The sequence below is a fragment of the Thermohalobaculum sp. genome (assembly GCF_058622915.1).
The window spans coordinates 12,490-37,440 of record NZ_JBZSYN010000075.1 but is presented as its reverse complement, the minus strand read 5'-3'; the positions used below and the strand labels follow the sequence as shown (position 1 = coordinate 37,440).

Annotated in this window: 18 protein-coding genes; 7 read left to right on the top strand and 11 right to left on the bottom strand. The window is 69.3% G+C overall.

The annotated features are described in order from the left end of the window. Window positions 1–20: 20 nt before the first annotated feature. The 5 genes from uvrA to AC32QD_RS06340 all read right to left on the bottom strand — a co-directional run bounded on the left by uvrA (window position 21) and on the right by AC32QD_RS06340 (window position 5,492). Window positions 21–2,900, bottom strand: coding sequence for an excinuclease ABC subunit UvrA (gene uvrA / locus AC32QD_RS06360; protein ID WP_492009646.1), 2,880 nt, complete (start codon window positions 2,898–2,900; stop codon window positions 21–23). 165 nt (window positions 2,901–3,065) lie between these two features. Further along, window positions 3,066–3,704 (bottom strand): response regulator transcription factor, encoded by a 639-nt coding sequence (locus AC32QD_RS06355; protein WP_492009645.1) that lies wholly within the window; start codon window positions 3,702–3,704, stop codon window positions 3,066–3,068. A 27-nt stretch (window positions 3,705–3,731) separates the two neighbouring features. Beyond that, on the bottom strand, window positions 3,732–4,262 hold the full coding sequence (locus AC32QD_RS06350) for a cytochrome b/b6 domain-containing protein (RefSeq protein WP_492009644.1): 531 nt from the start codon (window positions 4,260–4,262) through the stop codon (window positions 3,732–3,734). A 23-nt stretch (window positions 4,263–4,285) separates the two neighbouring features. Then, window positions 4,286–4,576 carry a PepSY domain-containing protein gene (locus tag AC32QD_RS06345; protein ID WP_492009643.1) on the bottom strand — a complete coding sequence of 97 codons (291 nt, stop codon included), beginning with the start codon at window positions 4,574–4,576 and terminating at the stop codon, window positions 4,286–4,288. Window positions 4,577–4,961: 385 nt separating this feature from the next. Next, the gene (locus AC32QD_RS06340; RefSeq protein ID WP_492009642.1) at window positions 4,962–5,492 is read right to left on the bottom strand and encodes a cytochrome b/b6 domain-containing protein; all 531 of its coding nucleotides are present in this window, start codon (window positions 5,490–5,492) and stop codon (window positions 4,962–4,964) included. A gap of 341 nt (window positions 5,493–5,833) precedes the next feature. Here AC32QD_RS06340 and AC32QD_RS06335 point away from each other — a divergent pair, with 341 nt between their 5' ends. Then, the gene (locus tag AC32QD_RS06335; RefSeq protein WP_492009641.1) at window positions 5,834–6,841 is read left to right on the top strand and encodes an Ldh family oxidoreductase; all 1,008 of its coding nucleotides are present in this window, start codon (window positions 5,834–5,836) and stop codon (window positions 6,839–6,841) included. A gap of 195 nt (window positions 6,842–7,036) precedes the next feature. Here AC32QD_RS06335 and AC32QD_RS06330 read toward each other — a convergent pair whose 3' ends face one another. Then, the gene (locus AC32QD_RS06330) at window positions 7,037–8,974 is read right to left on the bottom strand and encodes an elongation factor G (protein ID WP_492009640.1); all 1,938 of its coding nucleotides are present in this window, start codon (window positions 8,972–8,974) and stop codon (window positions 7,037–7,039) included. A gap of 259 nt (window positions 8,975–9,233) precedes the next feature. On the opposite strand from AC32QD_RS06330, the gene ssb reads away from it, so the two are divergent. Continuing rightward, window positions 9,234–9,695: a single-stranded DNA-binding protein gene (ssb, locus tag AC32QD_RS06325; protein ID WP_492009639.1), complete on the top strand. Its 462-nt coding sequence runs from the start codon at window positions 9,234–9,236 to the stop codon at window positions 9,693–9,695. Between the two features lie 27 nt (window positions 9,696–9,722). On the opposite strand, the gene AC32QD_RS06320 is transcribed toward ssb, so the two are convergent. After that, window positions 9,723–10,454, bottom strand: coding sequence for a DUF2270 domain-containing protein (locus AC32QD_RS06320; RefSeq protein WP_492009638.1), 732 nt, complete (start codon window positions 10,452–10,454; stop codon window positions 9,723–9,725). Between the two features lie 237 nt (window positions 10,455–10,691). On the opposite strand from AC32QD_RS06320, the gene gyrA reads away from it, so the two are divergent. Then, window positions 10,692–13,436 (top strand): DNA gyrase subunit A, encoded by a 2,745-nt coding sequence (gyrA, locus tag AC32QD_RS06315; protein WP_492009637.1) that lies wholly within the window; start codon window positions 10,692–10,694, stop codon window positions 13,434–13,436. Window positions 13,437–13,510: 74 nt separating this feature from the next. Here gyrA and AC32QD_RS06310 read toward each other — a convergent pair whose 3' ends face one another. From AC32QD_RS06310 to AC32QD_RS06295, 4 genes are read right to left on the bottom strand one after another with little or no spacing between them, the layout of a single operon-like run. Continuing rightward, complete coding sequence (locus tag AC32QD_RS06310) at window positions 13,511–14,152, bottom strand: ABC-type transport auxiliary lipoprotein family protein (protein WP_492009636.1); 642 nt, start codon at window positions 14,150–14,152, stop codon at window positions 13,511–13,513. Window positions 14,153–14,154: 2 nt separating this feature from the next. Further along, window positions 14,155–16,269, bottom strand: a complete 2,115-nt coding sequence (locus AC32QD_RS06305) for an MlaD family protein (protein WP_492009635.1) — start codon at window positions 16,267–16,269, stop codon at window positions 14,155–14,157. Between the two features lie 20 nt (window positions 16,270–16,289). After that, on the bottom strand, window positions 16,290–17,072 hold the full coding sequence (locus AC32QD_RS06300; RefSeq protein ID WP_492009634.1) for an ABC transporter ATP-binding protein: 783 nt from the start codon (window positions 17,070–17,072) through the stop codon (window positions 16,290–16,292). After that, window positions 17,069–18,190, bottom strand: a complete 1,122-nt coding sequence (locus AC32QD_RS06295) for an MlaE family lipid ABC transporter permease subunit (RefSeq protein WP_492009633.1) — start codon at window positions 18,188–18,190, stop codon at window positions 17,069–17,071. Before AC32QD_RS06295 ends, AC32QD_RS06300 begins: the two co-directional genes overlap by 4 nt. Before the next feature lie 305 nt (window positions 18,191–18,495). On the opposite strand from AC32QD_RS06295, the gene AC32QD_RS06290 reads away from it, so the two are divergent. From AC32QD_RS06290 to AC32QD_RS06275, 4 genes are all read left to right on the top strand, one after another. Beyond that, the gene (locus tag AC32QD_RS06290; protein WP_492009632.1) at window positions 18,496–21,195 is read left to right on the top strand and encodes a bifunctional acetate--CoA ligase family protein/GNAT family N-acetyltransferase; all 2,700 of its coding nucleotides are present in this window, start codon (window positions 18,496–18,498) and stop codon (window positions 21,193–21,195) included. A gap of 101 nt (window positions 21,196–21,296) precedes the next feature. After that, window positions 21,297–22,880 (top strand): ABC transporter substrate-binding protein, encoded by a 1,584-nt coding sequence (locus tag AC32QD_RS06285; RefSeq protein WP_492009631.1) that lies wholly within the window; start codon window positions 21,297–21,299, stop codon window positions 22,878–22,880. Window positions 22,881–23,029: 149 nt separating this feature from the next. Further along, window positions 23,030–24,037: an ABC transporter permease subunit gene (locus AC32QD_RS06280; protein ID WP_492009630.1), complete on the top strand. Its 1,008-nt coding sequence runs from the start codon at window positions 23,030–23,032 to the stop codon at window positions 24,035–24,037. Next, complete coding sequence (locus AC32QD_RS06275; RefSeq protein WP_492009629.1) at window positions 24,030–24,950, top strand: ABC transporter permease subunit; 921 nt, start codon at window positions 24,030–24,032, stop codon at window positions 24,948–24,950. The genes AC32QD_RS06280 and AC32QD_RS06275 overlap by 8 nt, the downstream gene beginning before the upstream one ends. The last annotated feature ends 1 nt before the right edge of the window (window position 24,951 follow it).

The window sequence follows — 24,951 nt, the reverse complement described above, 5'->3', positions numbered from 1 at the left end:
CTGAACCGGAAGGGTGGCGGCTACTCCGCCGCCATCCGCCCCGCCTTGACCAGCATCGGCCGCAAATAGCGGCCGGTGTGGCTTTCCTCCACCTCAGCCACGCCCTCGGGCGTGACGGCGGCGACGATGCGTCCGCCGCCGTCGCCGCCCTCGGGGCCCAGGTCGATCAGCCAGTCGGCGGTCTTGATGACGTCGAGGTTGTGCTCGATCACCACCACCGTGTTGCCCTGCTCGACCAGCTCGTGGAGCACCTCGAGCAGCGTCTTCACGTCATGGAAGTGCAGCCCCGTGGTCGGCTCGTCGAGGATGTAGAGCGTGCGGCCGGTGGCCTTGCGGCTCAGCTCCTTCGACAGCTTCACCCGCTGCGCCTCGCCGCCCGACAGCGTCGTCGCCTGCTGGCCGATCTTGACGTAGCCCAGGCCCACGCGCTCCAGCGTCTCCAGCTTCTCGCGGATCGAGGGGATGGCGTCGAAGAACCTGACCCCGTCCTCCACGGTCATGTCGAGCACGTCGGCGATCGACTTGCCGCGGTACTTGATCTCCAGCGTCTCGCGGTTGTAGCGCGCCCCCTTGCAGGTGTCGCAGGTGACGTAGACATCGGGCAGGAAGTGCATCTCGATCTTGATCACGCCGTCGCCCTGGCAGGCCTCGCAGCGCCCGCCTTTGACGTTGAACGAGAAGCGGCCGGGCTTGTAGCCCCGCGCCCGCGCCTCGGGCAGCCCGGTGAACCAGTCGCGGATCGGCGTGAAGGCGCCGGTGTAGGTCGCCGGGTTCGAGCGCGGCGTGCGCCCGATCGGCGACTGGTCGATGTCGATCACCTTGTCGAGGTGCTCGAGCCCCTTCAGTGACCGGCAGGGCATGGGCTGCAGGCGCGCGTTGTTCAGCCGGTTGGCGGCGGCCTTGTACAGCGTCTCGACCGTCAGCGTCGACTTGCCCCCGCCCGAGACCCCGGTAACGCAGGCGAAGGTGCCGAGCGGGAACGCGGCGGTGATCTCTTTCAGGTTGTTGCCCGAGGCGCCCTCGACCGTGAGCGTCCGCCCGTTGCCGGGGCGGCGGCGGCGCGGGATCGGCACCTCGCGCCGCCCCGCCAGGTAGTCCCCGGTCAGTGAGCCGGCGCTCGCGGCGATCTCATTGGGCGTGCCGGCAGCGACCACGTGGCCGCCATGCACCCCGGCGCCGGGACCGAGGTCGAGCACGTGGTCGGCGGTGCGGATCGCCTCCTCGTCGTGCTCCACCACGATCACGGTGTTGCCCTGGTCGCGCAGGCCCTTGAGGCTGTCGAGAAGCCGCCCGTTGTCGCGCTGGTGCAGCCCGATCGAGGGCTCGTCGAGCACGTAGAGCACCCCCGTCAGCCCCGAGCCGATCTGGCTCGCGAGCCGGATGCGCTGGCTCTCGCCGCCCGAGAGCGTGCCGGCCATGCGCCCGAGCGTCAGGTAGTCGAGCCCGACATCGACCAGGAATCCCAGCCGCGCCCGGATTTCCTTGAGAATGGCGGCGGCGATCTCGTTGTTCTGCTTGCTGAGCTTCCTGGGCGCCCGCTCGACCCAGTCGAGCGCGTGGCGGATCGAAAGCTCGGTGACCTGCCCGATATGGTCGCCGCCGATCTTCACCGCCAGCGCCTCCGGCCGCAACCGGTGGCCGCCGCAGGCGCCGCAGGGGCGCTCGCCCTGGTAGCGCTCGAACTCTTCGCGGACCCACGCCGAGTCGGTCTCGCGGTAGCGCCGCTCGAGGTTCGGGATCACGCCCTCGAACGGCCGCTTGACCTGATAGACCCGGCCGCCGTCGTCATAGCGGAAGGTGATCGCCTCCTCGCCCGAGCCGTGCAGCAGCACCTCGTGCGCCTGCTCGGGCAGCCTGCGCCAGGGTGTCGTGGTCTTGAAGCCGTAATGGTCGGCCAGTGCCTCGACGGTCTGGCGGAAATACGGGGTCCTGGACTTGGCCCAGGGGGCAAGCGCGCCGTCCATCAGGCTGACCGATTCGTCGGGCACCACCAGCCGCTCGTCGAAGAACAGCTCCACCCCCAGCCCGTCGCAGGCCGGACAGGCGCCGAAGGGGGCGTTGAACGAGAACAGCCTCGGTTCGATCTCGGGGATCGAGAAGCCCGAGACCGGGCAGGCGAATTTCTCGGAAAAGGTGATACGCTCGGGCTCGCCCTCGCCCTGACTTCCGCTCCCTTGCGGCGCCGTCTCGATCACGGCGATGCCGTCGGCCAGCGCCAGGGCGGTGGAGAACGAGTCCGCCAGTCGCGTCTCGATGCCGGGCTTCACCACGATGCGGTCCACCACCACGTCGATGTCGTGGCGGACCTTCTTGTCCAGCGCGGGCGGCGCGTCGAGGTCGTGGAAGGCGCCGTCCACCTTGACCCGCTGGAAGCCCTGCTTCCTCAGTTCCAGGAACTCCTTGCGGTACTCGCCCTTGCGGTCGCGCAAAACGGGGGCCATGAGGTAGGCCCGCGTGCCCTCCGCCATCGTCATCACCCGGTCGACCATGTCCGAGACCTGCTGTGCCTCGATGGGCAGGCCGGTGGCGGGTGAGTAGGGCGTCCCGGCACGCGCGAACAGGAGCCGCAGGTAGTCGTAGATCTCGGTGACCGTGCCGACGGTGGAGCGCGGGTTCCTCGACGTGGTCTTCTGCTCGATCGAGATGGCCGGGCTCAGCCCCTCGATATGGTCCATCTCCGGCTTCTGCATCATCTGCAGGAACTGCCGCGCATAGGCCGACAGCGACTCCACATAGCGCCGCTGGCCCTCGGCATAGATGGTGTCGAAGGCGAGCGACGACTTGCCCGAGCCGGACAGCCCGGTGATCACGCTCAGCGCATTGCGCGGGATGTCGACGTCGATCCCTTGCAGGTTGTGCTCGCGCGCGCCGCGCACGGAGATGAACTTCAGCTCGGCCATGCCCTCAACCCGATTCCGTCACCGCCCCGAGAGATAACTTCCGGGCGGGCGATTGCGAGTCCCGGCGCAGTGTAAACGAAACATGAACATCCGCAAGCGCGACCGAGGGGCGCCGGGCTCGCCCGACTCAGCGGCCTGCGGTGTTTGCCATTGCGCCCGGCGGCGTCAGTCTCTGCTGGCCGCCGCGTCGGCGAGGTTTTCCCGCGACGCCTGGGGGGCTTTTCCGGTTCGCGCCAGTTGCGGCCCCCTGTGCTGCCCGGGCTTGGGCCGGGCCGGCACCAGGCGGTCGCTCATCAGCTCCTCGATGAACAGGCTGAGCAGTTGCGAGCGGCTGTTGACCCCGGCCTTGGAATAGATCGCGTTGCATTGCGCCTTGACCGTGCCCTCCTTGGTGTGGCGCAGCGCCGCGATCTCGGCGATGGAAAAGCCCTTGATCGCCAGCAGCGCCACGTCGCTTTCCGACGGCGTCAGGCGCCAGGCCTCGAAATGCGTCTCGAGAAGCTCCAGGAACGCGCCGGAGGCCGCCTTGAGCTGGGCCTCCACCTTGCCCTGGCGGGTCAGCAGCCGCCGGATCTCGATCGCCGTCAGGCCGATGCTCAGCCCCAGCGCCGCCACCAGAACCCCTTCGAGCTTGTGGTGGTCGATGCCGTCGAGCAGCCCGCGCCAGCCGAACAGGTCGGCGGTCACGTCCGCGAGGAAGAAGCTGGCGCACAGAACCTGCACCACCAGAAGGGTGGTCAGCGCAATGGCCCTGCCGGAAACCCCCGACAGGGCCAGCTTCAGCTTCGATCTCGTCTCTGCCATCCGCTCGCGGCCTCTCGGCCGCGGGCGTTACTCACCCGGGCCAGGAATCTGCTTCTTGCCGGTTATCATAGCGCGAACCAGGTTAACTTTGGAACGCCGCGTGTCGTAAAACACGCCGACAAGATGCAGGCAGACGCAGAGCGCCACCCAGTCGGCCAGCGCGGAATGCAGATTGGCGACCCAGGCCACGCCCCAGTAGGCGTCGGTCGTCATCATGTAGCCGGTGACGCCCAGGGCGATCATCGTGGCCCACAGGTTGTAGACCATCAGTGCGCCCAGCGGGTTGTGCGAGAGATGCAGATCCTCTTCGCCCCGCGCCAGCCCCGCAAGGTGCGACCGCGCCGCCTGCAAGCTCGGAGGGAACGAGCTGAAGCGGGCGTGGCGGGGGCCGATCAGCCCCCAGACCAGGCGCAGGACGACGAGTGTCACGACCGTGTAGCCGACAAGCCGGTGCGTGAGCGAATCGGGGTGCACGACCACAAGCTCGGCCAGCACCATGGTGGCGACGACCCAGTGGGTGACGCGGACGAAGATGTCCCAGACAGGGATGTGGCGCATCGTCGCGGCCCTCCCTCTGCGGGTCAGTTCTTCAGCTTGAACCGCTTCACCACGCCGGTCTTGGTGTCGACGTAGACCTCATAGCGCTTGCCCGACTTCATCGCATAGCCCTCGAGCATGCCGTCCTCGTTCTCGAAGCGGCGAACCGTGTAGCCCATCTTCTTCAGGCTGGCGGTGACCTGCTTGGAGTTCGTGCCAAGCGTCTTGCCCAGCATTTCGGTCGAGGCGGTGGCGAATGCCGGCGACAGGGCCATCGACAGGGCGAGGGCGCCCGCGGCGGCGGCGAGGGTCAGTCGGTTCTTGCTCGATTGCATCGGTTTCTCCAGTTCTGCCGATTGGATTGCGGAGCCACGAAGCGGCGCCGCTGTCGCCAACTGGGAGTCTTGGCGCGCCAGCACCATTGCGCACGGGTTTAGCGCAGCGGTTCTATAACTCAGGTTTAGGGCCGCGCAGGCCCGTGCTGCGCCGATTTCGGGGCCGTTTTCAGGGCTGTGGCGCGCGGTTTTCTGCCCGGTCGCGACCCGCGCGCCGACCTGACGGTGCGGTCCCAGATGGCGCCGGCAAGGCCCGGCCCTCGACAGCGCTCCCCCATGAACGCGGCTCGGGCGTCGTGTCTGCTTGTTCGGTCTTAGGGCAGCGTGGTCGCGGCAGGCAGCACTCGGCGCCGTTCTCGCCGCGCCGCCTACGCCCCGGCCCCGCTCAGTCGCGGGGCCCGGGAATCTCCTTCCTGCCGGTGATCATGGCGCGGACCAGGTTGACCTTCGAATACCAGGTCTCGAAGCCGACACCCGCCACATGCAGCAGCACCGAGATCAGCACCCAGTTGGCCAGCAGCTCGTGCATGCCCGCGACCAGCTCGACGCCGTGCAGGGCGGATGTGGTCGACAGCCAGCCGGTCAGCCCGGTCGCGAGCAGCGATATCCACAGGTTATAGGCCATCAGCGCGCCCAGCGGGTTGTGCGACAGATGCGTCTCGCGCCGCCCGCGCACCAGGCTGCGCAGATGCGCCTTCGCCGCCTCGAGGCTGGGCGGGAAGGCCGTGAAGCGCGCGTGCCGCGTGCCCACCAGCGCCCAAAACAGGCGCAGGGCGATCAGCGCCAGCGCGGCGTAGCCGGCCCAGCGGTGCACCGCCCAGCGCGGGCTGAGCACGGTGAGATCGGCGATCACCAGCAGCGCGACCGCCCAGTGGGTGGCGCGCACGATCAGGTCCCATACGGGGATGCTTCGCATGACGGTTCGTTCTCCGGTTGACTGGGGCCCGGCGCGGCGCAGCCGGCTGCGCGGCGGCGGCCGTCGCGGCTGCGGGGCGTGGGGACCGCTCGATTTCCTCAGGGTCTGCCTCGAAGCGGTGCGGCGGTGCCGCGGCTCCGTGCATCGCCCGACTTGGTGTGCGCCGCAGCATTGCGCAAGGGGCGAGGGCAGGCCTTCCATGTGCCGCGCTCATGCGGCAGCTTGCCGCAGCCGGAGCGAGGGCGCCGGCGCTGCCACTGCTGGCGCGGCGTGTGTTCCGGGCGGCCTTGTGCCCGGCGGCGCTGGGCGCGAGGATGCCGCGAAGCTCAAGGGAGGGACCGATGGAACAGGTTCGCATGACGCTGGCGCAGTGCCATGAGCTGGCCGTCGAGGTGCTCGAGGCCAATGGCTGCGATGCACCGAACGCCGCGGCGATCGCCGACACTGTCACCGCAGCCGAGCGCGACCGGGCCAAGAGCCACGGCCTGTTCCGCCTGCCGGGCTACGTCACCAGCCTGCGCAACGGCAAGGTCAACGGCCAGGCCGCGCCCCGCGTCGAGCGGCTTGGCCCGACGGTGGTGCGGGTGCAAGGCGACCGCGGCTACACGCCGCTCACCCACAAGCTCGGCCTGCCGCTTCTGATCGAGGCGGCGCGCGAGAGCGCCATGGCGGCGCTCGCGATCACCCGCACGCACCATTTCGCCGCGCTCTGGCCCGAGGCCGAGGCGGTCGCCGCCGAGGGGCTGGTGGCCCTCGCCTTCACCTCCTCGCCGCCCTATCTGGCGCCGGCCGGCGGCCGGCACCCGTTCTTCGGCACCAATCCGATGGCCTTCGCGTGGCCGTGCCGCGGCCGCCCGCCGATGGTGTTCGACCAGGCCTCGGCCGCGATGGCGCGCGGCGAGATCATGATGGCGGCGCAGGAGGGCCGGCGCGTGCCCGAGGGCGTCGGCATCGACTCCGAAGGCAACCCGACCGGCGACCCCGAGGCGATCCTTGCGGGCGCGCAGTTGCCCTTCGGCGGCTACAAGGGCTCGGCCATCGCGCTGATGGTGGACCTCATGGCCGGTCCGCTGATCGGCGAGGTGACCAGTATCGAGGCCGGCGACGCCGACAACGGCGACGGCGGCGCCGCCACCGGGGGCGAGCTGATCCTCGCCATCGATCCGGCCCGCCTGGGCGCCGAGGACGCCGCCGCCCATGGCGAGCGCCTGTTCGCCCGCATGCTGGCCGAGGACGGCGTTCGGCTGCCCGGCGACCGGCGGCTCAAGGCCCGCGCCGAGACGCCGGAGCAGGGCATCGAGGTGCCCAAGGGGCTTTACGATCGCATCGAGGCGCTGCGGCGCGGTTAAAGTGCCTTAACCATAAAAATCGTTCAAAGTGCGTATTCAATAAAATCAATGATTTAAACCCGTGTCCACGTGTGGACATGCGCGCACCCCCCGCCTTGGGCCCCGGGCCTGACCCGGGGCCTCATTGGCCAAACTGAATCACGGGAGGTCCCGGCTCGCGGGCCGGGACCCGAGGCGATGCCGGTCCCCGGCGCCTCAGGCGTCGGCCAGCATCTCGGCGCGCTTCTCGATCATCTTATCGGCGTCCTTGCCGTAGAGCTCCTGGTAGTGGTCGAACTCCGCCTCGTAGCGGCCGACCCCCTGGGTGATCGAGCGCAAATCGTTGATCAGGCCCTCGAGCGCCGTGCCGGGAAGCTGGGCGCGGAAGATGTCCCAGCCCTCGGCCTCGCCATCGCGGTCGAAGCCCATGACCTGCCCGCGCCTGGACGACACCAGCGGGTTGAGCGAGCCGGTATAGATCGAGGGGATGTGGAAGCGCACATCGTAGATCGGCTCCAGCAGCACCGGCGCGGCCTGCTCCAGCGCCTCCTTCACGCCGCCGCGCGCGGCGATGCGGAAGGCCATGTCCGAGCTGTCGACCGCATGGTACTGGCCGTCGGTCAGCGTCACCTGCACGTCGACCACGGGAAAGCCCAGCGGCCCGCGCTCGGTGGCGTCCTTCGCCCCGGCCTCGACCGCGGGGATGTAGTTGCGCGGCACCGAGCCGCCGTGGATGGTCTGCTCGAACACGAAGCCGGCGCCGCGCGGCCCGGGCGCCACGGTCAGCTTCACGTCGGCGAACTGTCCGGCGCCGCCGGTCTGCTTCTTGTGCCGGTAGTGCACGTCCTGCTTGCGGGTGATGGTCTCCTTGAGCAGCGGCGCGATCGGCGCCTCTGCCGTCTCGACGCCGAACTCCTCGGCCAGGACCTCGCGGGCGTGGCGCAGGTGCTGCGCCCCCTGGCCCGAGAGCACATGCGCCCCGGTCTCGCGGTCGGTGGCGACGCCCAGCGACAGATCCTCGGCCACGATCTTGTTCAGTGCCTCGGAGAGCTTGGCGTCGTCGCGGTCGCTGGCTGCCTTGACCCCCTGCGCCATCACCGGGTTGAGCGCCCTGTGCCAGGCGGGCGCGGCCACCGGCTGGGCCGCGTAAAGCCGTCCCGGCTCGAGATGCTCGGACTTGATCGCCGCGACCACGTCGCCCGCGGCTGCCTCGGGCAGCGGCTGCGGCTTCGCCTCGGCCACCGTGGTCAGCGGCCCCAGCGGCGCGCCCCCCAGCGTGTCGCCGGTCTTGAGCGGCTGGAAGGCACGCAGATAGGCGGTCTTGCCCACATGCTTGCGGTGGCGGGCAAGCAGCACGCCGGCGGTCGCCTCGCCGCCGAGCCGCTCGGCCAGCCCCTCGACCTGCGGGGTTTCGTGGCGCAGCGCCTTCATCAGCCGCACCATGCCGTTGCCATGCGCCGCCGAGCCGATGAAGGCCGGGGCCACGCGCCCCTCCTGCAGCACCCGGGCGCACAGCGCATAGACCGGCCCGGCGGCAGGCTCGCGGTCCTCGATCAGCTCCTCGAGCAGCCAGTCGTCGTAGTCGGAGAGGCTCTCGAGGAACTCGGCCCGGGCCTCGTGCTCGCGGTCGGCGAGATCGCCGGGAATCTCGATCAGCTGCGAGGGCTCACCCTCGCGGTAGCGCCAGGCGCGCTCGGAGACGAGGTCGACGGCGCCGACGGCGCGCCCCTCCTCGCGGATCGGGATCTGGCGCAGCACAACCGGGTGGCGTGAATAGCCCTGCAACGCGGCGACGATATCGCGCGCCGGCGATTGCGCCTCGTCGATCCGGTTGACCATCAGGAAATGCGGCACGCCCGCCTGCTCGGCCAGGCGGATGAAGGGCGCGGCCAGCACCGCGTGGTCGGGCTGGGGCGAGACGACGATCACCGCGGCATCGGCGACCAGCAACGCGTCCAGGCTCTGCTGCAGGAACTCGAGCGAGCCAGGGCAGTCGAGGGCCACCCAGTCGTCGCCGAGAAAGCCGAACCGGACGATTCGCGTCTCCGCCGGCGCAGGGGGCTGGGGGTGTCCGTCCTCGAGCCCGGCAAGCCGGTCGACCAAGGCCGACTTGCCCGTGCCCGAGGCCCCCAGCACGGCTATGCATCTCGTCATGGTGTTCCTCCCGAAACCGGTCCCGCTGCTTCTCTGGGCCGCCCGGGACGCGCCCTGATGCTGTCACCGGGTGCAGCTTGTCGAGTTCTGTCCTGCCACCATAAGCTCGCTCAGCGCGAAGTCCAGCCGGCCGGATCGACTCGCGCCGGCCCGTTTTAACGCGGGCTTAACCGTGCTGCTGGCCTGTGGCGCGGAGCGCCGTTATGGTGCGAGGCGAGCGGAATCGGGCAGCACGGGACCGGGCAAGGAGACAGGGGCGATGGCGGGCAGCGTGAACAAGGTGATCCTGATCGGCAATCTGGGCGCGGATCCGGAGGTGCGCAGCTTCCCCGACGGCGGCAAGCTGTGCAATCTCAGGATCGCGACTTCCGAGAGCTGGCGCGACCGCGAGTCGGGTGAGCGGCGCGAGCGCACCGAGTGGCACAACGTGGTGATCCGCTCCGAGCCGCTGATCCGCATCGCCGAGCAGTACCTGCGCAAGGGCTCGAAGATCTATGTCGAGGGCCAGCTCGAGACCCGCAAGTGGCAGGATCAGTCCGGCCAGGACCGCTACACGACCGACGTCGTGCTGCGCCCCTATCGCGGTGAGCTGACCATGCTTGACGGCCGCGGCGAGGGCGGCGGCGGGCGCTCCGACTTCGGCGGCTCGCAAGACGGCGGCGGCGGCTTCGAGCGCGGCGGCGGGGGCGGGCGCGACGCCGACGACGAGATCCCGTTCTAGCGGCGGCCGCGATCTTCCCGCGCGCCCTCAGCCGATCGCGATCTGCCTGCCGCGCTGGCGACGCACCCGCAGCTCCAGCCACAGCGTGAACATTGCCAGCGCCATCCAGCTGCCGTGGAACAGCACGCCGGCAAAGACGACGACCTCTCCGGGAATCGGCCCGATCGCGGCACGCGTGAACAGCTGGCTCACGCTCTCGATCGGCGTCGGGTGGATCGCCAGCTTGCCGTAATAGGCGATGGCCTGGACCAGCAGGATAAAGCCGTAGTTCTTGCGCAGCCGCCGCCCGATGGCGCGGATGTAGCTGATGTGGAAGTTCGGCCGCAGATAGTCGTCGGCCAGAAGCCTGTCCCAGCGCCCGTCGCGCCGGATGCCTTCGCCGTGCAGCATGGGCGTGATGATGTCGATTTCCATCAACCGGCAACGCGCGCGCCAGATGTTGAAATAGCGGTAGCGCCGGGCCTCGAGCATCAGGAAGACCACGACCAGCAGACCGACCAGGATCAGCGGCAGGGGCGAGGCGAAGGCATTCGAGAACGACACTGACAGCGCGATGCCCGTGGTCACCACCGCCCAGTTCGTGGTGTGGTCCAGCCGCGCCCGCCACGTGGTCGAGCGGTAGACTTCGGCGCGGTAGAGATGCGCGATGGCGGCGAGATGCGCGCTGGAGAAATCGTCGGGCGGAACGTCGCCTCGGGCCGGCCCGGCGGCCTCCCGATCGGGCGCGCCGACGGTACCTTGAACGGTATCCATGGTCATGTCTTCCCCCTGCCGCGCCTGGGCTGGCGTTTTGCACCAGCTTACTCCCGCGGGGCGGCGTCGCACAGGGATTTACGAGAATTCGCGGCTGTCCACAGATGCTAGTGTTCCCGCCCGGATGCGCCGCAAGATTTCGGGGCCGCCATTGCTCCCGGCGGGGCGCTGTCCTATACTCCGCGCGCGCGAGACGATCCCACCGATGATCCCGCTCGGCACGGTCGAGGCCAGGAGCGCCCCTTGAACGACGACGACGATTCCACGGGCGGCGGCGAGGGCCCGGACGAGCCGAGCCGCCAGCCCCACTCCGGCCCCTCGATCTCGGTCGAGGAGGAGATGAAGCGCAGCTATCTCGATTACGCCATGAGCGTGATCGTCAGCCGCGCGCTTCCCGACCTGCGCGACGGGCTCAAGCCGGTGCACCGGCGCATCCTGTTCGCCATGCACGAGGCCGGCTACACGCACGACAAGCCCTACCGCAAGTCGGCCCGCGTGGTCGGTGACGTCATCGGAAAATACCACCCGCACGGGGACTCGGCGGTCTACGACGCGCTGGTGCGCATGGCGCAGGACTTCTCCATGCGTCTGACCCTGATCGACGGCCAGGGCAACTTCGGCTCGATGGACGGCGATGCCCCGGCGGCGATGCGCTACACCGAGGTGCGCATGGCCAAGGCCACCGCCGCCTTGCTCACCGACATCGACCGCGACACGGTCGACTTCCACCCCAACTACGACGGCCAGGACCGCGAGCCCGAGGTCCTTCCGGCGCAGTTCCCCAACCTCTTGGTCAACGGCGCCGGCGGCATCGCAGTGGGCATGGCCACCAACATCCCGCCGCACAATCTGGGCGAGATCGTCGACGCCACCCTGGCGCTGATCGAGCGCCCGGAGATGACGCTGATCGAGCTGATGGAGATCGTTCCCGCGCCCGATTTCCCGACCGGGGCCCTGATCCTCGGCCAGGCCGGCGCGCGCAAGGCCTATGCTACCGGCAAGGGCTCGGTGGTGATGCGCGCCAAGACCCGGGTGGAAGAGATCCGCAAGGACCGCTTCGCCATCGTGGTCGACGAGATCCCCTACCAGGTGAACAAGTCGACCATGGTCGAGCGCATCGCCGAGCTCGCCCGCGAAAAGCGGATCGAGGGCATCGCCCACGTCCAGGACGAGTCCGACCGCTTCGGCGTGCGCGTGGTGATCGAGCTCAGGCGCGACGCCACGCCCGAGGTGGTGCTGAACCAGCTCTACCGCTTCACGCCGCTGCAGACATCGTTCGCCTGCAACATGCTGGCGCTGAACCACGGCCGGCCCGAGCAGCTCGACCTCAAGGCGATCCTTCAGGCCTTCATCGCCTTCCGCGAGGAAGTGGTCGCGCGGCGCACCGCGCATCTGCTGGCCAAGGCGCGCGAGCGCGCCCACATCCTGTGCGGCCTCGTGGTCGCGGTCGGCAATGTCGACGAGGTTGTGGCCACCATCCGCGCCTCGGCCGATCCCCAGACGGCGCGCGAGCGACTGAAGGAGCGGCGCTGGCCGGCCGGCGACATCCTCGAATACCTGCGCCTGATCGACGACCCGGCGCACCCGGTCAACGAGGACGGCAGCTACAACCTCTCCGACACCCAGGCCCGCGCCATCCTCGACCTGCGCCTGCAGCGCCTCACCGCGCTCGGCGTCTCCGAGATCGGCGACGAGCTCAAGGGCCTGGCCGAGAACATCCGCGACTATCTCGAGATCCTGCGCTCGCGCGAGCGCATCCTCGGCATCGTCTCGGACGAGCTCAGCGCCGTGCGCGACGAGTTCGCCACGCCACGCCGCACGCAGATCGTCGAGGACGAGGGCGAGGTCGAGGACGAGGACCTGATCGAGCGCGAGGACATGGTGGTGACCGTCACCCATGGCGGCTACATCAAGCGCACCCCGCTCACCGAGTTCCGCGAGCAGCGCCGCGGCGGCAAGGGGCTCGCCGGCATGGCGACCAAGGAGGAGGATTTCATCATCCGCCTCTTCGTCGCCAATACGCACACGCCGCTCCTGATCTTCACCACCGACGGCATGGTCTACAAGCTCAAGACCTGGCGCCTGCCGGCGGGCGGGCGCACCAGCCGCGGCAAGGCGATGGTCAACATCCTGCCGATCCCGCAGGGCGTCTCGATCGCGGCCCTCATGCCCGTCGACGTGCCCGAGGAGGAGTGGGAGAGCCTGCAGATCGTCTTCGCCACCTCGGACGGACAGGTGCGGCGCAACGCGCTGAGCGACTTCACCAATGTCCGGGCCAACGGCAAGATCGCCATGAAGCTGCCCGAGGACGTGTCGCTGATCGGCGCGCGCATCTGCGACGACGGCGACGACGTCATGCTGGTCACCGCCCAGGGCAAGGCGATCCGCTTCCGCGCCACCGACGTGCGCGTCTTCAAGGGCCGCGAATCCACCGGCGTGCGCGGCATCCGGCTCGCCCAGGCCGACGAGGTGGTCTCGATGGCCGTGCTGCGCCACTTCGTGGCCGAGCCCGACGAGCGCGCCGCCTACCTGAAGATGCGCCGCGCCATGGCCGGCCTCGCCGACGAGCCCGAGGACGCCGAGGAGCCCGAAGAAGCGGTCGCCGAGATCGCGCTGGCCCAGGAGCGCTATGCCGAGATGTCCGCCGCCGAGGAGCTGATCCTGACGGTGACCGAGACCGGCTCGGGCAAGCTCTCCTCGAGCCATGACTACCCGGTGCGCGGGCGCGGCGGGCAGGGCGTGTGGGCCATGGACTCGAAGATGCGCGCCGGCCGGCTGATCGCCTCGTTCCCGGTGATGCAGGACGACCAGGTCATGCTGGTCACCAACACCGGCAAGTCGATCCGCTGCCCCGTCGCCGGCATCTCGTTCCGCTCGCGCACCGCCGGCGGCGTGCGCGTCTTCCACACCGCTGAGGGCGAGCACGTGGTCTCGGTGGCGCTGATTGCCGAGAACGGCGAAGAGGACGACGAGCCGGGGGCGGAGTGACCCGGCCCGAGGCGAGCGATCCCCGCCGCGCGCGACGATAGCCGCTGGTGCGCCGCGCTTCGGTGCGCTGGGCCTCAGTGGTGGTGGTAGGCGGCGATCCGGCGCACGGTCCAGATCACCGCGTCGCGCATCGACTCGCCCAGTGCCTTGTCGAAGGCGGCGATGATCGGAAGCATCTTCGAGGAGGAGACGTCCGCCACGCGGCCGAAGGATTTCGAGCCGATGATCAGGCCCTCCGGCTCCTTGACGATCTTCATGTTGAGCCGGACCTCCACGCGCAGGGGCCCCTTGTCGCCGTCGATCTCCTCGGCCTGGAACTCGCGCAGCTCGCTCATCAGCGTGAAGTCCGGGCTCAGCCCGATCGCCTCGAGGCCCACCGATTCCACCTTGTCGGTGTTCTCGAAGGATTCGACCAGCCGCGTCTGAACCATCAGCGGCGCCCGGTCGACCCAGCGGGCGTCGGGGAAATACTCCACCTGGTACGCGTTGGGCTTGACCGCGATACGGTCGGTGTTGACCGAGCTGGCCGCCGTCGGTTCCTCGACCACCAGCTGCGCGGTGATCTTCGGCAGGTCCGCGGGGTAGGTGCTCTTGGGCGAGACCTCGTAGAGATTCACCGGCTTGGTCGCGGCCCCCAGCGTCGCGAGGCCGGTGCAGCCGCCGAGCAGGGAGAGCGCGAGCACCGCCAGGGCGGTGCGGGCGGGAGCTGCAAGCATCGTCATCTCCTGTATTCGGGGGCCTGGGTGCCCAGGAAGAACCGCGCGGGGTCGCTCTCGATCTTCGCCGTCAGGCGTTGCAGGTTGTTGATCAGCCGGCTTGCTTCCTCGACGAAGCGCACGAACTGGGGCAGGCCCGCCTGCATGAAGGTCTGCAGCTGGCCGGAGTTGTCCAGCACCAGCTTGTCCAGCCGGTTCACCAGCTGGGAGGTTCGTGCCAGCGTCCCCTTGAGCTGGCCGGTGATGCCGGGCAGGTCGGCCGAGACCTGGTCGAGCGAGCTTTGCAACTTGGCGATCGTCTCGCGCGAGTCCGACAGGATCTGCGTGACGTCCCCGTCGACCAGCTTGTTGACGCGTTTGAACGTGCCCTGTGCCGTGGTCAGGGTGCCGCTCGCGGCGTCCATCGTGCGGTTGACCGCGGCCAGCGTGTCGTTGGCAGTGTGGAAGGTCTCGGTGGCCGCGGCGATCGCATTCTGCGCGCCACTGGCAATGCCGTCGAGCTTGCCCGAGGCGCCGGTCAGGTTGTGACTCAGCGTCGCCACCGTCTTGTTGACGTTGTCGGTGGCGGTGCGAACATTGGCGATGATCGCCGGCAGGTCGTCCTTAATCGCCTTGTTTGCCGTGGTGATCGCCACGTTCGCCGACGCCAGCGTCCGCCGTGCATCGGCCACCAGCGCGGCCGCGTCGCCGTTGACCAGCGTGTTCACGCTCTGCGCCGTCTGGTTGACGCTGTGCAAGGTGTCGGTCGCGGCGTCGATGGCGGTATCGAGCTTGGCCAGCGTCGCCTGGCTCTCGGTCAGCCGGGCGCTGGCCACGTTGGCCAGTTGCTCGACCTTCGCCGCCATGCTGTCGGCCCGCGTGCCGACCTTGGTCACCACGGTCTGAATCGACCCGGCGGTGGACTGCACCTTGTCGATCAGGCCGGGCAGACGCCGGGTCATCAGCCCGTTGGCACTGTCGAAGGTCTGCTTGGCGCTCGCGAGCGTGGTCGAGGCGGTGGCCATGGTCGCCTGCGCGGTGTCGATGGCGCGCCGCGCGTCGGCCACCAGTTGCGCGGCCTGGCCCTTGGTCAGGCTGTCCACGCTCTGCGCCGTCTCGTCGATCGAGGCCATGGTCTGGCGGGCGGTGTCGAGGGTCGCGCCGAGCTTGCTCATCGTCTCCTGTGCATCGGCCAGCCGGGCCGCGGCCAGGTCGCTGATGCCGCCCAGCTTGTCGGCGACCGCGCCGGCCTTGTTGCCCACCTCGGTGACCACGCTCTGGATCGTGCCGGCAGTCGACTGCACCTTGTCGATCAGGCCGGGCAGCTGGCCCCCGATCATGCTGTCCGCGGTCTCGAAGGTCTTGCGTGCGGCGGCCAGCGTCTTGGTCGCCTCGTCGATCGTCGCCTGGCCCCGCTCGATTGCCGCGCGCGCGGTCTTCAGCGTCTCGTCCGCCGTGCCGAGCGCCGTGGTGGCACTAGAGGCCACGCTGTCGAGCTTGTCGGAAAAGGCGCCGATCGCCTGCGAGGCCTGGCCCAGCTTGCTGGACAGGTTCGAGAAGTCGCCCAGCGCCGAGTCCAGTTTGCCCGACGCGCTAGCGAGGTTGCCCAGCATGGTGGTAATGGCCTGCCGGTTCTTGTCGCTGACCAGGCCGTTCAGGTCGTCCATCAGGGTGTTCGCCTTCGCCAGCAAGTCCGGCGCCGCCTGCACCAGGCTCTGCACCGCCGATTTCTTTGACTGGATCACCGCCACGTTCTGGCCCGGCTTGGGCCGCAGCGGCTTGGCCTCAGGCGTGCCACCGGTCAGCGAGACATAGGTCACGCCGGTCAGACCCTGGTACTCAAGCGTGGCATAGGTGTCTCTCTTGACCGGCGTCTCGGCGGCGACCTCGATGCGCACCCGGATCTTGGAGGGGTCCGGCTTGTAGAGCGACAGCTGCACCACCTGGCCCACCAGCAGGCCGTTATAGCGCACGTCGCTGGCCTGACTCAGCCCCGAGACGTCACTGAACAGCACGTCGTAATAGGCGTATTGTTGGTTCACCTCGACCTTGGCCAGCCACACGACGAAGGCGAGCGCACCCAGGATCCCGGCCAGGGTGAAGGCCCCGATGAGCACGAAGTTCGCGCGTGTCTCCATCTCGTTCGCTCCCCTCGTCCTCAGCCCGCCAGGGCCGAGCGCGCCCGCGGTCCGTGGAAATACTCGCGGACCCACGGGTGCTCGACCCGCATCATGTCCTGCATCGTGCCGGCAACCAAGACCTTCCTATCCGCCAGCACCGCGATCCGGTCGCACACCGCGTGCAGCGTGTCGAGATCGTGGGTGACCAGGAACACGGTCAGCCCCAGCGCCTCGCGCAACTGGACGATCAACTCGTCGAAGCCCGAGGCGCCGATCGGGTCGAGCCCCGCCGTCGGCTCGTCGAGGAACACGATCTCGGGGTCGAGCGCCAGCGCCCGCGCCAGCCCGGCGCGCTTGCGCATGCCGCCCGACAGCTCGGCCGGGTACTTCCTCCCCGCCTCCGGCTGCAGCCCGACCATGGCGACCTTCAGCGCCGCCAGCTCGCGCGCGATCGCCGGGCGCAGCCCCAGATGCTCGCGTATCGGCACCATGACGTTCTCGAGCACGGTGAGCGAGGAGAACAGCGCCCCGTCCTGGAACAGCACGCCCCAGCGCTCCTCGAGCCGCCGCAGCTCGGCCTCCGGCGCCGTCAGCACCTCCGTTCCGAGCACCCGGATCTGCCCGGCCTCGGGCCGGTTCAGCCCGACGATCGAGCGCAGCAGCACCGACTTGCCCGCGCCCGAGCCCCCGACCACGCCGAGGATCTCGCCGCGCCGCACGTCGAGGTCCAGCCCCTCGTGCACAAGTTGCGCCTCGAAGCGGTTGACCAGCCCGCGCACCTCGATGACCGCTTCGCGGTCCCGCTCGCCCGGCGCGCTCAAAGCCCGATCTCCGCAAAGAAGATCGAGAACAGCGCGTCCGCCACGATGACGCCGAAGATCGCCAGCACGACCGAGGCCGTGGTGCGCTGGCCCACCGACTCGGCGCTGCCCTGCACCTGCATCCCCTCATAGCAGCCGACCACGCCGATGATCGCCGCGAAGAACGGCGCCTTGATGAAGCCGATGGCGAGGTGCCACACGCTGGTGGTCTCGTAGAGCCGCGTGACGAACATGCTGGGCGAGACGCCGAGCTCGAGCCAGGACATCAGCGCGCCGCCCACCAGCCCGGCCACGTCGGCGATGACGCCGAGCACCGGCAGCATCACGATCAGCGCCAGCACGCGCGGCAGCACCAGCACCTCGACGGGGTCGAGTCCGATGGTGCGCATGGCGTCGATCTCCTCGCGCAGCTTCATCGAGCCGATCGCCGCCGTGAAGGCCGAGCCGGAGCGCCCCGCCACGATGATCGCGGTCAAGAGGATGCCCAGCTCGCGCAGCACCGAGACGGCGATCAGGTTGACGACGAAGATCTCGGCTCCGAACTGGCGCAGCTGCACCGCCCCCTGGAAGGCCAGCACGACGCCGATCAGGTAGGCCAGCAGCACCACGATCGGCACTGCGTTCAGCCCCACCTCCTGCATGTGATAGACCAGCGAGGTCAGCCTCAGCCGCCAGGGCCGCACCAGCGTGCTGCCGAGCCGCGCCACGATCAGGCCGAGGAAGCCAAGCATGGCGACGAAGCCGCCGACCCCCTCGACGGTGTGCCGTCCGAGCGCCTCCAGCCAGGTCGAGAGCCCGCGCGCCGGCGCGGCGGGAATCCCGGCCCGGGCGCGGCTGCGGGCCACGGTCTCGATCAATCCCCGCTGTGCCGCCGTGCCGCCCTCGATCGTGGCGGCCACGCCCTCGGCCTCGAGCCGCGCGATCAGGCGGGCGATCAGCCAGGCGCCGCCGGTATCCAGAGCCTTGAGCCCCGACAGATCGACCACCACCGGTCCCCGGCGGGGCGGCTCGGCGAGCGCCCGCTCGATCGCGTCGAGCGTCGAGGTGACCAGCGCGCCGCCCAGGCGCAGCACCACGCGCCCGTCGCGCTCGTCGATGGCGACCGCCGGCTCCGTCATCGGCTGACCCGCACCTGTGCCCCCGCTTTGCCCTCGCGTCCGCACCGCATCCGTCCTGCTTAGCAGAAATGCCGGAAAATCGACACGTTTGGCAGGAGGCGCGCGCCCGCCGTGCCCGGCGTGATGCACCCCGGCACCGCCTTTGACCTGAATCAAGGCTGCCGGACGGGGCGGGCACTAGCCACCGCGACATCGCCGGCGGCCTTGAAATGGCGGCATGTCCGCCGACATGGATGGCGAACCGCAGGCGCCGGGCGCTCCGCCCCGGCCCGGAGCATGGACCGAGCACGGATCGAGGACGAAGCATGGGCAAGGAGGGGCCGGTCATGGGGGCGCACAGGCTCGAGGGCCTGTTCAATCCGAGGGCGATCGCCGTGGTCGGCGCCAGCGCCGAGCCCGGCGCGGTCGGCGCGCGGGTGTTCGCCAACCTCGCCGAGGGCGTCTACAAGGGCGCGGTCCTGCCGGTGAATCCGAGCCATCGCAGGCTTGCCGGTCGCCGCTGCTATGCATCGCTCAAGGAGATCGAGGAGGATGTCGATCTCGCGGTGATCGCCACGCCGGGTCGCACGGTGCCGGGCATCCTGCGCGACTGCGGCGAGGCCGGTATCCGCGCCGCCATCGTGCTCTCGGCCGGCTTCGGCGAGACCGGCGAGGGCGGGCGCGGCGCCGAGGCCGAGCTGCTGGATACGGCGCGTCGCCACGGCGTGCGCTTCCTCGGCCCCAACTGCCTCGGGCTGGTCCGGCCCGGGATCGGCATGAACGCCACCTTCCTCGAGGCGCCGGCCCCGCCGGGGCGGCTCGCCATCGTCTCGCAGTCGGGCGCGCTGCTCTCGGCCATCGCCGACTGGGCCGGGCCGCACCATCTGGGCTTCTCGGCCATGGCCTCGCTCGGCAACGCGGTCGACATCGACTTCGGCGACGTGCTCGACTACCTCACCAGCGACGCGAAGACCGACGCGATCCTGCTCTATGTCGAGGGCGTGCGCCATTCGCGCTCGTTCATGAGCGCGCTCAGGATCGCCGCGCGCGCCAAGCCGGTGATCGTGCTCAAGGCCGGGCGGCACATGAAGGGCTCGGCCGCGGCCAGCACGCATACCGGCGCGCTGATCGGCTCGGACCAGGTCTTCGACGCCGCGCTCGAGCGTGCCGGCGTGGTGCGCGCCCGGACCTTCGGCCAGCTCTTCGGCGCCGCCGAGATTCTCGCCGCCAAGACGCCGGCCGCGGGCAACCGGCTGGCCATCGTGACCAATGGCGGCGGGGCAGGGGTGCTGGCCGCGGACCGCGCCGGCGACCTCGACGTCGAGGTCGCCGCGCTGTCGGGTGCCACGGTGGAGCGTCTGAACGCGCTGCTGCCCGCCTACTGGTCGCGGGCCAATCCGGTCGACATCCTCGGCGACGCCGCGCCTGCGGCCTACCGCGAGGCGGTTGCGGCCTGCCTCGCCGACCGCCAGATCGACGGCGTGCTGGTGCTGCTCACCCCCCAGGCCATGACCCGGCCACAGGAAGCGGCGAAGGCCGTCATCGAGGCCGGCAAGGGGCGCAACAAGCCGCTCCTCGCCTGCTGGATGGGCGAGACCTCCGTCGCGGCCGCGCGCACCGTGCTCAGCGAGGCCGGCATCCCCGACTTCACCACGCCCGAGCGCGCCGTCGAGGCCTTCGCCCACCTCGCCAGCCACCAGCGCAACCAGCGCCTGGCGCTCGAGCTGCCGAACCCGCTCTCCGACCTGCCCGCACCCGACGCCGAGGGCGCCGCGATGATCGTCGAGGCGGCGCTGGGCGAGGGACGCGAGATGCTCTCGGACATCGAGTCCAAGGCCGTGCTGCGCGCCTTCCACATCCCCACCGCCATGACGCTGGAGGCCGACAGCCCGGCGCGCGCCCTGACCGCCGCCGAGACGCTGGGTTTCCCCGTTGCGATGAAGATCGACTCGCCCGAGATCTCGCACAAGTCCGACATCGGCGGCGTGCGCACCAACATCATGTCGGCAGCCGACGTGCGCCGCGCCTACCGCGAGATCACCGAAGCCGCCGCCGCGGCCCGGCCCCAGGCGCGCATCCGCGGCGTCACGGTCGAGGCCATGGCCCGCGACCCGGAGGCGCGCGAGCTGGTCGTCGGCACCAAGCGCGACGCGGTGTTCGGCCCGGTCATTATGTTCGGCGCCGGCGGCACCATGGTCGAGGTGCTCGAGGATAACGCCGTGGCGCTGCCGCCGCTCAACGAGGTGCTGGCATCGCGGCTGATCAACCGCACCCGGGTCTCGCGGCTCCTGGCTGCGGTGCGCAACCGTCCGGCGGTCGACCGGCAGGCGGTGATCGAGGTGCTGCTGCGCATCTCCGATCTCGTGTGCGAGCTGCCGCATGTGGAGGAGCTCGACATCAACCCTCTGTTCGCCGGACCGGCCGGCGTGCTGGCGGTCGACGCGCGCATCCGGGTGCGCCGTCCGCCCGCGGCGGCGCGGCCCTACGCGCACATGGCGGTGACGCCATACCCCAAGCATCTCGAGCAGACGGTATTTCTCGCCGACGGCGCCGAGCTGACGATCCGCCCGATCCGTCCCGAGGACGCCGAGAACGAACAGGCATTCGTGCGCGGCCTCTCCTCCGAAGCCAAGCGCTTCCGCTTCATGCGGGCGCTCAACGAGCTGACGCCCGAGATGCTGGCCCGCTTCACCAACATCGACTACGACCGCGAGATGGCGCTGGTCGCGGTGGTGGGAGAGGGCGCGCAGGGCCGCCAGATCGGCGTCGCCCGCTACGTCATCAACCTAGACGAGCGCAGCGCCGAGTTCGCCATCGTGGTCGGCGACGAGGCGCAGAACAAGGGCATCGGCACGCGGCTCATGCGCGCCCTGATGCAGGCGGCGCGCGAGCACGGCCTGCAGGCGCTCGTCGGCGAGGTGCTGGCCGACAACGCGCCGATGCTCAAGCTGGTGCGCGAGCTGGGCTTTTCCACGCGCCGCTCGGCCGAGGATGCCGGGGTCTACACGGTCGAGCGCTGGCTGTGAGAAAGGCCACTCCCGCCTTCCCTCGTTCCGAACAATTTTGATTAGTCAACGGCCGCTGCGGGGGCTAATCTCCCGGGCCATCGGACCGTACTGGAGGGAACATGAAAAGGCTTTTGTTGGCCGCGGCCGCCGCTGCGTTGATCGCTGGCAGCGCCCAGGCAAAGACCCTGGTCTACTGCTCCGAGGGCTCGCCCGAGGGCTTCAACCCGCAACTCTACACCGCAGGCACCACCTTCGATGCCTCGTCGAAGACCATCTTCGACCGGCTGGTGCAGTTCAAGCCGGGCACGACCGAGGTGATCCCGGGCCTGGCCGAGAGCTGGGAGGTCTCCGATAACGGCCTCGAATACACCTTCCACCTGCGCAAGGGAGTCAAGTTCCAGACCACCAAGAACTTCAAGCCGACCCGCGACTTCAACGCGGACGACGTGCTCTACTCATTCAACCGCCAGCTCAAGAAGGATAACCCGGACCACGGCCTGTCGGGCGGCAACTACGAATACTTCAACGCCATGTCGATGCCCGAGCTGATCAAGAACATCGTCAAGGTCGACGACATGACCGTGAAGTTCGTGCTCACCAAGCCGGATGCGCCGATGATCGCCAACCTGGCGATGGACTTCGCCTCGATCATGTCGGCCGAGTACTCGAAGAAGATGCACGAGGCGGGCACGCCGGAGAAGATCGATCTGCAGCCGGTCGGCACTGGCCCGTTCCAGCTGGTCGACTACCAGAAGGACGCAGTGATCCGCTACAAGGCCAACCCCGACTACTGGCAGGGCAAGGCGGCGATCGACAACCTGATCTTCGCCATCACGCCGGACGCCTCGGTGCGGCTGCAGAAGCTGAAGGCGAACGAATGCCAGATCATGCCCTATCCGAACCCGGCGGACCTCGACGCGATCCGCTCGGACCCGCATCTCAAGATGCTGCAGCAGGAGGGCTTGAACGTCGGCTACCTCGCCTACAACACCAAGCAGCCGCCGTTCGACAACCCGATGGTGCGCAAGGCGCTGAACATGGCGATCAACAAGAAGGCGATCATCGCCGCCGTGTTCCAGGGGGCCGGCCGGGTGGCCAAGAACCCGCTTCCGCCGACCATCTGGTCCTATAACAAGGATACGGTGGACGATCCCTATGCGCCTGCGGTGGCCAAGAAGATGCTCGCCGAGGCGGGGGTCAAGAACCTGCACATGAAGATCTGGGCGATGCCCGTGCAGCGGCCCTACAACCCCAACGCCCGGCGCATGGCCGAGCTGATCCAGGCCGACTTCGCCAAGGTCGGCGTCACGGCCAAGATCGTCTCCTACGAGTGGGGTGAGTACCTGGCGCGCTCGAAGGACGTGCATCGCGACGGCGCGGTGCTCCTGGGCTGGACCGGCGACAACGGCGACCCGGACAACTTCCTCGCCGTGCTGCTGGGCTGCGACGCCGTCGGCGGGGCCAACCGTGCCAACTGGTGCTATCCGCCGTTCGAGGACCTGATCCAGAGGGCCAAGACGCTGTCCGACCGCAAGGCGCGGGCCAAGCTCTACGAGGCCGCGCAGCTGGTGTTCAAGAACCAGGCGCCCTGGGCGACCATCGCCCACTCGATCGTCTTCATGCCGATGCGCAAGGACGTGGTCGGCTACAAGATCGATCCGTTCGGCGGGCACTACTTCTACGGTGTCGACATCAAGGGCTGATCGAAGCCTCTTGCGGGGCGCGCGCGCTCGCGGGTGCGCCCCGCTCCGCCCCCGGGGGGGAGAGGTGGACGGGCCGCCAGGCCATGCGGTCCACGCCTGACTGCCTTCCGAGGCCCCGCGACCCCTCGCCGGCCGGGAGCCCCTGAGCGATGCTGCGCTTCCTGATCAACAAGATCGCGCTGCTGATCCCGACCTTCATCGGGGTCACCATCGCTGCCTTCGCCTTCATCCGGCTGCTGCCCGGCGACCCGATCCTGCTGCTCGCGGGCGAGCGCGGCGTGACGCCCGCGCGCCACGCCATGCTCGAGGCCGAATACGGCTTGAACAAGCCGCTGTGGCTGCAGTACCTGCACTTCCTCGACAATGTCGTGCACGGCAATCTCGGCGTCTCGGTGGTCACCAAGACCCCGATCCTGCAGGAGTTCCTGGCCCGCTTCCCGGCGACGCTGGAGCTGTCGATCTGCGCCATGATCTTCGCCGTCGCGCTCGGCCTGCCCGCGGGCGTGCTCGCCGCAGTGCGGCGCGGCTCGGTGTTCGACCACGCGGTGATGGGGGTCAGCCTGACCGGCTACTCGATGCCGATCTTCTGGTGGGGGCTGATGCTGATCATCCTGTTCTCCGGCATCCTCGGCTGGACGCCGGTCTCGGGGCGCATCGACCTGGTCTACTATTTCGACCATCCGACCGGCTTCATGCTGATCGACTCGCTGCTGTCGGACCAGCCGGGCGCCTTCCGCTCGGCGGTCGCGCACCTGATCCTGCCCTCGATCGTGCTCGGCACCATCCCCCTGGCGGTGATCGCGCGCCAGACCCGCTCGGCCATGCTCGAGGTGCTCGGCGAGGACTATGTGCGCACCGCCCGCGCCAAGGGCCTGTCGACCTTCCGCATCGTCGGTATCCATGCGCTGCGCAACGCGCTGATCACCGTCATCACGGTGATCGGCCTGCAGGTCGGGGTGCTCATGGCCGGCGCCATCCTGACCGAGACCATCTTCGCCTGGCCCGGCGTGGGCAAGTGGATGATCGACTCGATCTCCCGGCGCGACTACCCCGCCGTGCAGGGCGGGCTCCTGTTGATCGCCGGCATCGTCATGCTGGTGAACCTGGCCGTCGACCTGGCCTACGGGCTGGTCAACCCGAGGATCCGCCATGACTGACGAGGCGATCGAAACCGTCGCACGCCCGGCCGGGCCGCCGCCGGGCACGTTCGGCCATGACCTGCGCGTCTTCTGGGCCTATTTCTCCGAGAACCGCGGCGCCCTGGTCGGGCTCGGCTTCGTCGTGCTGGTCGTGTTCCTCGCGCTGTTCGCCAACTTCGTGGCACCGCTCGATCCGGCGGCGCAGAACCGCGCCGCCTTCCTGGTGCCGCCGATCTGGTCCGAGGGCGGGCGCTGGCCCTACATCCTGGGCACCGACGCGGTCGGCCGCGATCTGCTCAGCCGGCTGATCTACGGCGCGCGCTACTCCATGTTCATGGGCGCCATCGTGGTCACGCTGTCGATGCTCGTTGGCATCACGCTGGGGCTCCTGGCGGGATATTTCCGCGGCGTGCTCGAGACCGCGATCATGCGGGTGATGGATGTGATCCTCGCCTTCCCCTCGCTCTTGCTGGCGCTCGGGCTGGTGGCCATCCTCGGGCCGGCGCTGATCAATGCCATGATCGCCATCGCCATCGTGTACCTGCCGCATTTCGTCCGGCTCACGCGCGCCAACGTGCTCAGCGAGAAGGGCCGCGAATACGTGATCGCCAGCCGGCTGGCGGGGGCGGGCAATGGCCGGCTGATGTTCAACACCATCCTGCCCAACTGCATGGCGCCGCTGATCGTGCAGGGCACGCTCAGCTTCTCCAACGCCATCCTCGATGCCGCCGCGCTCGGCTTCCTCGGCATGGGCGCCCAGCCGCCGACGCCTGAATGGGGCGCCATGCTGGCGGAGGCGCGCGAGTTCATCCTGCGCGCCTGGTGGGTGGTCACCTTCCCCGGCCTCGCGATCCTGCTCACGGTGCTCGCCATCAACCTCATGGGCGACGGGCTGCGCGACGCGCTCGACCCGAAGCTGAAGCGGAGCTGAG